Annotated in this window: 9 protein-coding genes; 7 read left to right on the top strand and 2 right to left on the bottom strand. The window is 39.4% G+C overall.

Features of this window, described 5'->3' with window-relative positions; translation table 11 throughout:
* The first annotated feature begins 7 nt into the window (after positions 1–7).
* Positions 8–715 (top strand): sigma-70 family RNA polymerase sigma factor, encoded by a 708-nt coding sequence (locus TR08_RS12100; protein ID WP_052427438.1) that lies wholly within the window; start codon positions 8–10, stop codon positions 713–715.
* Positions 716–1,104: 389 nt separating this feature from the next.
* Here TR08_RS12100 and TR08_RS12095 read toward each other — a convergent pair whose 3' ends face one another.
* Entirely contained in the window at positions 1,105–2,010 is a 906-nt protein-coding gene (locus TR08_RS12095) for a nuclease-related domain-containing protein (protein WP_045518423.1), read from the bottom strand.
* A gap of 221 nt (positions 2,011–2,231) precedes the next feature.
* Here TR08_RS12095 and TR08_RS12090 point away from each other — a divergent pair, with 221 nt between their 5' ends.
* Together TR08_RS12090 and TR08_RS12085 are read left to right on the top strand one after the other, a co-directional pair.
* On the top strand, positions 2,232–3,122 hold the full coding sequence (locus tag TR08_RS12090; RefSeq protein ID WP_045518422.1) for an aminoglycoside phosphotransferase family protein: 891 nt from the start codon (positions 2,232–2,234) through the stop codon (positions 3,120–3,122).
* A gap of 134 nt (positions 3,123–3,256) precedes the next feature.
* A complete protein-coding gene (locus TR08_RS12085) occupies positions 3,257–5,041 on the top strand; it encodes a S9 family peptidase (RefSeq protein WP_045518648.1) in 1,785 nt (594 codons plus the stop codon).
* 394 nt (positions 5,042–5,435) lie between these two features.
* Here the strand turns inward: TR08_RS12085 and TR08_RS12080 are convergent, their stop codons facing one another.
* Complete coding sequence (locus tag TR08_RS12080) at positions 5,436–6,506, bottom strand: hypothetical protein (protein ID WP_045518421.1); 1,071 nt, start codon at positions 6,504–6,506, stop codon at positions 5,436–5,438.
* Between the two features lie 384 nt (positions 6,507–6,890).
* Here TR08_RS12080 and TR08_RS12075 point away from each other — a divergent pair, with 384 nt between their 5' ends.
* The 4 genes from TR08_RS12075 to TR08_RS12060 all read left to right on the top strand — a co-directional run bounded on the left by TR08_RS12075 (position 6,891) and on the right by TR08_RS12060 (position 12,418).
* Positions 6,891–7,517 (top strand): metal-dependent hydrolase, encoded by a 627-nt coding sequence (locus TR08_RS12075; RefSeq protein ID WP_045518420.1) that lies wholly within the window; start codon positions 6,891–6,893, stop codon positions 7,515–7,517.
* A 332-nt stretch (positions 7,518–7,849) separates the two neighbouring features.
* Entirely contained in the window at positions 7,850–10,741 is a 2,892-nt protein-coding gene (locus tag TR08_RS12070; RefSeq protein WP_193747727.1) for a family 10 glycosylhydrolase, read from the top strand.
* A gap of 180 nt (positions 10,742–10,921) precedes the next feature.
* Positions 10,922–11,779 carry a MurR/RpiR family transcriptional regulator gene (locus TR08_RS12065; RefSeq protein ID WP_045518419.1) on the top strand — a complete coding sequence of 286 codons (858 nt, stop codon included), beginning with the start codon at positions 10,922–10,924 and terminating at the stop codon, positions 11,777–11,779.
* Positions 11,780–11,824: 45 nt separating this feature from the next.
* Positions 11,825–12,418 (top strand): YesL family protein, encoded by a 594-nt coding sequence (locus TR08_RS12060; RefSeq protein WP_045518418.1) that lies wholly within the window; start codon positions 11,825–11,827, stop codon positions 12,416–12,418.
* The last annotated feature ends 43 nt before the right edge of the window (positions 12,419–12,461 follow it).

Here is a 12,461-nt window from a genome sequence, read left to right as displayed (position 1 = left end):
ATATATAGTGAATTGGAATGTGGAAGAGGCAATGGATCAATATATTCCATTGGTTCATAAGGTTGTAAGGCATATGAAAAGGAGCCTATCTGATGCAGCGGATGAAAATGATCTAATTTCTTTTGGAATGACAGGTTTGTGGGATGCGGGAAAAAAGTTTGATCCTTCTCAAGGAATCAAATTTGAAACCTATGCTGCTCAGCGGATCCGTGGTGAAATTCTTGATGGAATACGACAAAATGACCATGTATCCCGTACATTGCGAAAAAAAGAGAAAACATACAAGAATGCCTTGGAGACATTAGAACAGTCCTACATGCGTCGTCCCACTCCGAAAGAAGTGAGTGAACATATGGGAATAAGCATAAAAGAATTTGAACAAACACAATTACAGCTATCCTTTATTCATCAAGACTCATTAAACGAACCGAAAAGCTTAGAAGAAAATGTAGCGGTTCAACAAATTGAAGACAACAAATCGATTAAGCAGGAAGAATGGCTAGAGGCAAAAGAACGGAAAAAAGTCCTAGCAGAGCTGATTGATACCTTGCCGGAAAGGGAAAAACTCATTTTGGCATTAGTATACTTTGAAAATTTAAGCTTTACAGACGTAAGTAAAGTTTTTGGATTACATAAATCCCGTATTTCACAGCTTCATAATCAGGCCATCAAAAGATTACGTAAAGCACTTGAGACACAGGGTGTAGAATGGTAATTATAATGTTCAAGAAAGTACCCAAGCAGTGGTATTGAGGACAAAACTAACAAGATTGTTCAGAAGATTCGTCCCCAACCGAGGATCTTGAGGACAAATCGACCAAGAGTCCCCAGGGGATTCGTCCTCAATCGGGGGTCTTGAGGACAAAACTAGGAAGAGTCCCCAGAGGATTTGTCCTCAATCGGGGGTCTTGAGGACAAAACTAGCAAGAGTCCCCAGAAGATTCGTCCTCAATCGGGGGTCTTGAGGACAGATCGACCAAGAGTCCCCAGTGGATTCGTCCTCAATCGAGGAAATTGGGAGGACAAAACCACCAAGCGTTCTCAAAAAAACATCTTGAAGACACTATCTCTTAAGGACAAAACTACAAAAAATTTACCTACCTTTTACTCATAAAAGGCCCATTGACCCAGACCAGTAATTTTAAGATTCTTTCCCAGCACTCTACTTATTCTTTTCTTAGAATTCACAATCACGCACCATTCATGAATCATATTAGTGGTGATTTTCAGCTCTGGAAAAAGAAATCTAAATTCCTCTACATTGCGCATTACAGCTAACGTTACCAGTTCCTCGTATCCACATTTACGACAGATAACTTTCTTTCCTGATATAAAAAGTGAAAAGGAGTTGCATTTTAAGCATGTCATCCCTTTTTTCATATTCTCATACGTATAGGTGGGAAGATGGATATTAGGTGGTACGGTTTGGTGCAATGAAACGAGCTTGTCCGCTAGATTAGTATGGGATTGATTGAGTTGTGACGGCTTCTGGTTTAATTTTTCCATAAAATGGTCAATCTGGGTGGGAAGTATCAAAGGCAAGTTGGGTGGGGTTTGATATAACGTAAAATGTGGGTTAATGAAAACGATATATGCTTCAATGGTTAGTTTACTTCCTAGCGATTGAAGAAGCTGCTGGAGGCATAGTTTACTTCGTTTTAGTTGGTCAAGTGGGTTCTGGATATCTTTTCCGCCGGGTGTTTTAAAATATTCAGAGTCATACACGTACTCTCCTTCATAATTTTTTACCTCAAAAAGGGAATAGGTTTCTTGAAAAATAAGTGTTGAATCGAGTTGGAAACTTGACTTATTGCTCTCAAGCTGCAAGTCATTCAAAATAAGGCAGTTATGTTGGAGCTTCTCCGTTAATAAATCAAACTGAACTTCTCCTTCAAACCCTTTTTCTTGGTTTAAATAATACCATTGCTCATCCTCAGTTAGTTTCATTCGTTTGTTTAAGATTCTTAATGTCTTTAATACGACTGATTCGCTTCGGGCTTTATACAGCATATCCCACTTCCTTTCTACCTCCAATCATATAGAAAAAACGGAACCATAAGTATGAATATTTCGTTAACAATTCAATGCAAGAGTCAAATAAGCATGTTACTAACGGTTAGATTTAAAAATACGGTTTGCTCCGACGCTTTTTGTGTGTAAAAGGAATTTAGTTGAGTAATGTAGAATTAATAATTCTTGTAACCCGAAACTATTAAGGAGAATACTACTTTATGAACATTCCCGAAGAATTTCAGGAAAAAATAATCAATGCCTTTGGCTTTGAAGGGAAAGCGTGGCTAGAGTCTTTACCGCAAACAGTCGAGACCTACCTGCAAAAATGGGAGCTTACCAGTGAAGGTCCTGTTGAGAATCTTTCCTATAATTATATTTTAAAAGTTACGGATTCATGTAGAACACCTTTGATTTTAAAGCTAGGGGTACCCAATTTTGATACTCGAAATGAAATGGTTACCTTGCAAATATACGGCGGTGATGGATGTGCCGTGCTTGTGAAGTCAGATATGGAAAAGGGTGTCATGCTGCTGGAACGTCTCGTCCCTGGAAGAATGCTGTCAGCTGAAAGTGATGAGCTAGTTGTTCTAGAGAATTACATAAAAGTTTGGAAAGCGATTCGCAGACCTGTGCCAGAGGGAACCTCAACACCATTCCTTACACACTGGTTCGAGGGGCTAAAACGCTATCGGAATGCCGGAGAGGGTCCTATTTCGTTGGAAATTGTTCAGTTAGCAGAGGAGTTTTTTCAACAAGTAATGGAAACATCGGAGGGACCCCAACTGCTTCACGGCGACTTGCACCATGAGAATATACTCTATTCCGAGGAAAATGGCTGGATGGCCATTGACCCAAAGGGCGTCACTGGAGATCCGTACTTTGACATAACATCTTTTTTGATCAATCAATTAGATTCGAAGTCTGATCCAAAAAGCACCTTGAAGCTCCGCGTGGATACGATTAGTGAACAAATGGGACTTGATCGACAACGCTTGTTAAAAGCTGCCATTGCATTAGGAACTCTTTATGCATGCTGGGGTGTAGAGGATCAAGCGGATTGGGAAACAACTTATCAATGTGTGAAATGGTTTATCGAATTTCTAGAATAGATTTGTTCAAGAGCGGCTTCATTTTGCGAGACTGCTCTTTTTGATTAATAAAGGAAGAATGATACCGAACCGACTAAAATAGAATGGAAGGAGGTAATTAATTTTTCAAAGTATTCATGATTGGTGGTGATGGAATGGAGGAAATAACCATTGACCCTTATATCCACGTGCGTATGGTGAAAAGTTTTGAATACGATCCAAAGGGAAAGAAGATCAGCTTTATTTCTGATTATACAGGGGTACCGCAGGTATGGGAGCTTGATCGAGGTGAAAGGTGGCCAGCCCAAACCTCTTTTACCATGAAAGGAATCACCTTTATAAAATATATTGCTGGAACGTCTGACTTGGTTTTTGGGATGGATGCGGACGGTGATGAAAAGGAGCAGCTTTACTTATTAAAGGAGAAAGGTGAAAAAATTGCTTTGACCAACTCGCCTGAACATCTTCATTCGTTCGGGGACAGCTCTCCCGATGGAAAATGGATTGCTTGGTCGAGTAACCGACGGAATGAAGCTGATTTAGATATTTATATCCAAAATCTAGAGACGTTGGAATTTCGCCGTGTTTTTACCGGAGATGGGACGTTTTTGGTTGAAAAATGGTTTCCTGATGGAAAGTCGCTTTTAGTTAAAAAAACCAACTCGCCCCTTGATCATGATTTAGGGGTATTTTCACTTTTAACGGGAAAAATGGAATGGATCACAAGAAATAAGGGTGAGGCAGGCTATAAAAATATTCATTTTAACAAAGATGGAGATCATATCTATCTATTAACCAATCAAGACAGAGAGTTCTTCGGGCTCGCCCTGATTCAGTTGGCTAGCAAACAACTTACCTGGCTGGAGCGGGGAGAGTGGGATTTCGAAGGCTTGGTCATGAACAAGGATAAAAACAAATTGGCTTTTACGATGAATGAAGCGGGAATATCCAAGGGCTTTCTAGTAGACATGGAGCGAACGAATTTGTATAACTGGGAAACCCCAATGGGTGTGATTTTCAATCTGAGATTTTCACCTGATCATCAAAAGCTGGGCTTTGTGTTAAATGGACCAGCGCATCCCCCTGAAATATGGGAGGTGGATCTTAACACCATCCAAGCGAAGCGGCTTACTTATATCTCGCGTTCACCGGTTCTAGAGGAAAAATTAATTGAGCCTGAGCCAATATCGTTCCCATCCTTTGACCAGCTTCAAATTCCTGCTTTTTACTATAAGCCCAATTATTCAGCTGAGAAATCCCCAGTGGTCGTCTATATTCATGGAGGACCGGAAAGTCAAAGCCGTGCGGTGTACAGCCCCTTTTTGCAATATTTCTTAAGCCAGGGATATGCTGTGGTCGCTCCAAATATCCGAGGAAGTACAGGTTATGGAAAAACCTACTCTCATCTTGATGATGGGCGAAAACGAATGGATGCTGTAAAGGATGTAATTCTTTTAATGGAGTGGCTTAAAAAGACAGGGGATATTCATGCAGATAAGGCAGCGATTGTTGGGGGAAGCTATGGTGGATTTATTGTCCTGGCTGCAATCAGCCACTTTCCGGATTTGTGGGCAGCCGCCATCGATATCGTAGGAATCTCAAGTATCCGAACATTCCTCCAAACAACAAGCCCTTGGCGAAAAAAACTGAGAGAGGCGGAATATGGAACCATTGAAAGTGATGGCGAATTCTTTGACCAAATCGACCCTTTGAATCATGCAGACAGAATTAAAGCCCCGCTAATGATTATTCATGGCGTAAATGACCCTCGTGTTTCAATCCAAGAATCGGATCAGATTGTTAGGAAACTAAAGGAGCGAAATCATCCTGTTCGGTATAATCGCATCGAAGGGGAAGGACATACGATGAAGAAACTAAAAAATAAAATAAGCTCCTATTCGGAGATGGCGGAGTTTCTAGAAAAATATTTAGGAAAGTAGTCATACGAGTGATTGTTAATAGCCAGGCTGCTGCCTGGCTATTTTTTCATAGGATAATAGTAGGGTTTTATAGGAAACTTCTAAACAGAACAAATGTTTTGCTGTAAGGTAAGGATTAACAACCACTGGGCTTGTATAAATTAAAAAATAATACAAAAATGTAATGAAAAGTATTTACTGAACATAAAAAACTCCTAGTGTAGAAGTTATAGACCTTAATCGTACGGAAATCAGGTTGATGCATCGCAGCTAACCACATTGCAGAGATATTTTCTACCAGTAGTTTTTCGATTCCTCTGCAGGAATACACCTTCTGGGAATTTGAGAATTAAAAAGGGGCTCCAAAAAGTCAGTTATATGATTTTTTGGACATCCCCTAGTATTTTATCTTCACTTATTTTTCTGGAACAAAGTAGATAACAGAAGGACCAGATGCTCCGCCTGGGAGACTGGTTACAAAATCATATGAATTCCCGTTCGCTCCAATATTTTCAGACGCAAACTTCCATGCATTTAAATAGCTTAGAAACCCAGTAGTGTTAAGTTTACCGTTCCATTGCATTGCAAAATGTCCGAATCCTCCAGCTGGGTTATCATAGATGGAGATCGTCTGTGGAGTATGTAAACTATTCTCCAATTTAACGTCTAAATCGTATAAAACACCATAGTTTCCATTGTTGATCACCGGTTTATTTCCATCGACTACACTGATACCTTCCTCGTATTCTCCCGGTAATTTATCGCTCCATTGACCATAAGCAGCGGAAGAGAGTCTAATATAGGCATTTCCTAATGCGGTGTCATAAGTAAGTGTACCTTCACGATCAAAATGCGGAAAACTTCCACGAACATGTGAGTCAGGTGGTAAGATTTCTATAGAAAGTGGGTCAGCTGGACGTTCTGTATAGTTGAGTGTGGTTGCAGTGACTGTGGCCGGCTGATGACCGTCTTTCGTATAGACAACATATTGGGCAATCCCGCTCACTGTTTCTCCATCGGTTGCATATGTTTCCATGTAATAGCTTTCACCAGGCTGCAGGGTTTTCACATATTTCTTTTCAGCCTTTTCTTTCAGGAATTGGACAAGTGCTTCTTTTCCGGCAACATCAGGATAAATGCTCGCTGAAGCTCCAACGCCTTTAGAAAACAGCATCACAGGTTTATCCGACGTGTTCGTAAGGGCTAGACTGACGTTTCGATTCTCTCCGCTCATATTTTGATGATGCCAAAATACGCGAAATTCTCCGGTTGCGGTGTCGCGATAAAACGCACCATTTTCAGAGTATGTTTCTGGTGAATCACTGAGTATCAATTTTCCTCCTGTAGCTTTTAATTCTGGTTTTTCTAGATGGACAGCAGGCTTAAGTGTTTCAATCGGTACATAATTTTCGTTGGCATATGACTGGTTTGGTAGTAAAAATGCCAAAAGAGCGGTACCTAAAACTAAAGCAGACTTCAATTTCATTCCTTTTCCTCCTCTCTATTCGATTGAAATCCCAAAAATGATTGAGAAATTTCCTTAAGGGGGAGAGATGGGAATTCAATCTTTAGTATATTTCTACATTTTTTGGATATATCCTCCTTTTTATAAATAAAAAAAGGATTTATTTTCCTGATATAGATAATATTTACTATATTAATAGGACTTTTTTTACTCATTACATAATGTGGCTTTGAAATAAAGTTGCAAAGTATATTAAAAAGTAAAACCGTTTTAAAAAAAGATGAAGGGTTGCTGCCTTGCTATTTTTTCATAGGATAATAGTAGGGTTTTACAGAAAACTTCTAAACAGAACAAATGTTTTGTTGTATGATAAGATTTATTATAAAAATAGAGGTGGATGTAACATTGAATGGTACCGCACATACAGCCATTGGAGCCGCAACAGGATTTATCGCTGCCAACACCTTTCATTCCTCTCCCACAGAGACGATGATTTTCGTCGGACTAGGAGCTGTTTCGGGATTAATGCCTGATTTAGATATTGATGGAAAGCTTCGCGGTAAAATCACTTTATCCCATAAGGTGATTCGGTTGGCTGCATTATTTATTGGAGTCTTGATGGTGTTTTATAGTTTTTATGAGGGGAGAGCCGCAGAGAAGTGGTTTGGTATCGTGAGTGGACTGGCGATTATAATAGTCTCATCACTCATCAAACAAAAGCATATGTTAACCATTACAGGAATTGGTGTGCTTATCGGGGGAATATCGTTGTCTGAAGTATGGTTAATTCTGCTTGGGGTTTATATCATCATTGCGTCCATCAGCTCGCATCGCAGCTATACACATTCTATCTTGGGCGTCATTTTCTTTGGGATCATCGCTTCAAAACTAGAAGGATCACTTGGCATCGAGGGTGTTTTCTATGCCTGTCTTGGGGGATACATCAGTCATTTAATTGCCGACTTGAAAATATTACCGTTTAATAAACGGGGTATTAAGCTGTTCTTACCTATTTCAAAGATAGAATTATAGTTTAAAAAGGTCACATCGAAGTTGATGTGACTTTTTTTCATGTGGATCACCCACGAGAGATGACAGGCATCGCTTTACATAGGAAGTTTTGTCTAATTTACAGAATGTTTATTAATTGGAATATTTTAGATTGACAATTTATCTAAACTTGATTAATTTGGAGATATAATCCACAAATTTAATCGAAAAAGGAGGAATAATCTTTCGTAAATGGATAAATGAGGTTGAAAAAAATAATAAGAGTGTGTCTTATCCAGCTTTGTTTATAGCACATAGGGGGAATTCCTCGGTATGTATGTGAGAGAAATTTTAAAAGGGGGTAGATGGAAATCATGAAGATAAGAAAATTAATGTACATTTTATTTTCATTTTGCTTAATCGTTTCATTGTTACCGAATCCAAGCTTTGCTGCTTATACGGAGGAGGATCTGATTGAAGTGGAGGCAGCACCTAAAGATGTCACGATTGATACGAAAGGTCCATTGAAACAAATCAATTATTTGGATAAAAGTATTGAAGGAAAAGCAGACTTTCTTTCTCTTTTTACAGAAGAGTATGCTAGTGAAATACTGGTAAAAAAGAATTGGGTGGCTGTTCAAGTAGACCAAACGAACAAAGTAGTACGGGTGGTCAATCAATCAGCAAACGGAGCCCCCCCTGTGTGGGAGGATGAGCAATATCTGGAAATTCCTGAAAGCGGTTACGTTTTATTGGCACATGATGATTCATGGGCTACGAAGGATTTCAGAAAATATCTTGCGACTAATTTTAAGCCAGGCGACATCATCAAGCTAAGAAAAAATGGTGAAGTGGTTCCAGTTACAGAATTTATGACAGGAGAAGGACTGCAGGCAGGGATTGTCTTAAATAATCAAAAGATGTATACCGTTAATGAACCACAAACGGAAATCACAGGATCTATCCGGAATTATGAAGCAGATGAAAGTTATAGATTACTAGTGAATGGACAAGAGACGGCCTTAGCAGCCGATGGAACATTTAAGCATGTATATGAATTAGCGCAGGGAACAAACTATATTGATCTCGAAATCTATAAAAATAACAGTAAGCATGAAGGACAATCATTAATCGTTTACTATAAAAAAGCTCAGGTTGAAGAAAAGGAAGTATTTTTATGGATTGAACAAGGACCTAGTGCTCGCAGATTTCAGTCCTCAGAAGATATTTATCAAATGCTCGTCGAAGCAAAGGATGCAGGTGTTACTTCGATTGCTTTGGATGTAAAAGGGGTAGAAGGATTCGCTGCCTATCAAAAAAATGACTTAACAGGCAGACCATATGTCAGTGAAATGACTTCACCATCGAGGGCAGGTTCCAATCCTAATATCGACCTTCTAGAAGAGTTTATCAAGCATTCCCATCAACTAGGTTTAACGGTTCATGCAGCAATTAATGTGTTTGCAGAGGGCTCAATTGCCCACAATGAATTTGCAGTCCTCAATGATCATCTAGATTGGGAGGAAAAAGTCTATCGTCATGAAGATGGAGGAGAAATTCTGCGTTTACGTGATAGTAAGTATGGGAAAAGCGGGGCGTTAGTTGCTTTTGTGAACCCAGCCAATCCTGAAGTAAGAGACTATCAATTAAAGACATTTGAAGAGGTCATTAAGAATTATGATGTGGACGGGGTTCTATTAGACCGTGGAAGATATGATAACTTTTTTGCTGATTTTAGTGATGAGTCGAAGAGTCAGTTTGAAGCTTATCTAGCAGAACAAGGCAAAGAGTTAAAGAATTGGCCAGAGGATATCTTTACGTATGAAGGCAGTAATCGTGTCGATGGTCCACTGATCAATGATTGGTATACCTATCGCTCAAATGTAATTAAGAGTTTTACGAGTGAAGTAAGAGAATTAGTAGATTCCTATAATGAAAATGAAAATCGAGATGTTTTGCTATCTTCCTATGTGGGTTCATGGTTTGAGACGTATTATTTAAATGGCGTCAACTGGTCAAGTCCAAGCTTTGAATATAATGAAAGACTGGAATTCCCACAAGAAAACCTATACACAGAAGAGTATGCTCAAGCAGGTTATACTGACAATTTGGATTTCTTAATGATTGGTACGTACCAAACTACTGCCAAGGAAATTGAAAAGTATATTACACAAGGAAATATTTTAACAAATGGGGAGCTTCCGCTTTACGCCGGAATGGCATTAAGTAATATTCAAGACCCAGCCGTGCAGCGAGAGGTCTTCCAATCTGGAATGCGAAATACGAATGGTCTCATGCTCTTTGATTATTCGCAGGCGAATTTTCCAGTGATTAAAGCATCGATTGAAGATGTTGAGTATGTGAAAGATTATCAATTAGGAATCAGTGATCCACGAGATCCATACCGTTCTATTGCAGGAGATTTCTTAAATATTAATCGAAATGACGCCAATATTAATGTTTACACCAATACATTTGGACCGTCAACCTCCACTAGTAAATGGGGTGTAGAAGCAGTAGTAGATGCTTCCGGTAACGTCATTAAAATGGTCAATAAAAAACAAGCGGCGAACTGGAACTGGGCCAATGTAGAGGATAATAATAGTCTCATTCCTGAAGGAGGTTTCGTTATTTCATCTCAGGATGTCTCTGGAGTAAGAGAGAAACGTCAATTGGTTGCGAATGCGTTTGACATTGGGGATTCTGTAAGAGCTTCATTGTTAAGAGGATTTCTAGATTACGAGGGGCAGACATTTAATCGCAGATACCTTGATTTCAGTGGGAACGTCCAAGTTGTCGGTCCCGGTGAGGCGACGGTAACGGTGAATGGCTCGGAAGTGCAAGTCCAAGAAAATGGATATTTTTCAAGTATGGTTGAACTCCAAGAGGGACTTAATCAGGTTGAGATTATCGTAAAAGTAGATGGATATCAAACCCATCGTCAGGTGGTAAACTTGACAGGGGCGGATTTTAATGATGTGGAAGCTTTGAAAGAAATGTTGAAGCGTGCGGATATCAATCCAAAGGGAATCCAACAATCCTTGCTTGCTCAAGTAGAACAGGCTCAACAAGATTTTGAAAAATCAGAGCAACTTCTGGAACAAGGGGAGGAAGCAGCAGCTGCTCACTTTGGGGAAAAAGGATATCAAAAGCTTTTGGATGTTCAGATTCAGATTCAAAAACATTCTGGGCGGAAATTGAATGAAGAGGACGCGGGTAAACTAATCCTCCTTATCGAGCGAATCATAGCCAATCGCAACCTATAAAATTCAATAAAAAATGGACACAAGTTTCCAATGTGAAATCTTGTGTCCATTTTTTATTGACGAAAATTTAGGTGTCGATTATGATGGAAATGGAGGAAATATTCACCATTTTTAAAATAAGAAGGATTTATCCTCCATAAATAATTATATACCATTTTATATGTGGAAGGATTTTTTACTATGAGTACATTTGGTCCATCTTCTCCGATTGGGATTATTAAGTCTACGTATAATTCTTTAACCAAATCAGAGCAAAAGGTTGCAGATATTATTTTAGAAGGTGCGAAGGAGTCTGTTTATTCTTCAGTGACCGATCTTGCGGAAAAAGCAGGTGTCGGCGAGACTACCATTATTCGCTTTTGCAGAAAATTAAAGTACCGTGGATTTCAAGAATTTAAATTAGCAGTTGCCCAATCTCTATCAAATGTTGACATACAGATTCATGGGGAAATTGCAGAATCTGATCATTTAGACGTGATTGCCAAAAAAATAACCTCCCAAAATGCGAGTGCCCTGCAGGATACGATTGATTTATTAGAAGCTCCAACCCTTGAAAAAGCAGTAGAAGCCATTCTAAAGGCAAGGAAATTGTACTTCTTTGGAGTAGGTTCCTCAGGATATACGGCGGGTGATGCGAAATATCGATTTATGCGGCTAGGCTACAACGTGGACAAAGCAACGGATGCCCATATTATTGCGATGAATGCGGCGTTAGCGGGAAAAGAGGATGTTGTTGTGGCGATTTCCTCCTCTGGTAGCACAAAGGACATTGTGGACGGAGTAAGGATTGCCAAGGAAAATAAAGCTTTGGTTATTTGCATTACCAATCATGCGAGGTCGCCGATTACGAATTATGCCGATGTCATTTTATTATCAGCATCAAAGGAAACTCCATTACAGGGAGGGGCTTTTTCTTCGAAAATTGCACAATTGCACCTGCTGGATATCTTGACAACGATCACTGGATTACGAGCGAAAGAGCGCTCCTTCAAAGCGATTGAAAAAACAGCAAAAGCGGTCCTTAATAAAATGTATTAATCTATTAGGATTGTTTTTTTTAGGGAAGAAGGTGAAGAAATAAATATGTCAGAGCAGAATAAAATTTTCCGGTTCCTAGAGGTCGTAACCGATTATGCTTACATGAATATCCTGTGGCTGTTCTTTTCCTTACCAATTATTACTTTTTTCCCGGCCACCACCGCCCTGTTTCGTATTATACGAAAACGGGCAAACGGGGAGGAAATTCCGATTTTAAAGAGTTTCTTCCACTATTTTAAAAAAGATTTCAAAAAAGGGGTTCTTTTTGGAAGCGCTGTTATTTTTGTATCGGTGATGCTCGTCGGTGATTTTTTGATTATTGTATCGTTAGAGAATCCTTGGCAAAGCGTCCTGCTGCCGATATTGATTGTGATTACGTTATTGTTCTTAATGGTGACGGTTTATTTTATTCCGTTGTGTATAAGCTATCCACTTTCGTTCAAGCATTTGCTTAGTATGGCGTTTGGATTGTCGATCAGGCGCCCGATTAGACCAGTGTTGGTGATATGCCTCTTTGTTTTATTGGCAGTCCTCACGCTGTATACGAAGTTCTTCACCATCCTGCTGGTGTTTAGTATCTGTAGTTGGATTCAGTATAAACTGATTCAGCCGGCAATTGAAAAAATCGTCGTAGCATAAAGCATTCATTTTGTAACAAAGGAGGTGATCCTAGCGAACCGTT

It is taken from the genome of Neobacillus niacini (assembly GCF_000759675.1).
In the GTDB taxonomy this organism is placed as follows: domain Bacteria; phylum Bacillota; class Bacilli; order Bacillales; family Cytobacillaceae; genus Neobacillus; species Neobacillus niacini_A.
Note: the sequence above shows the minus strand (reverse complement) of the source record. Positions and strands in the feature narration are given on the sequence as shown.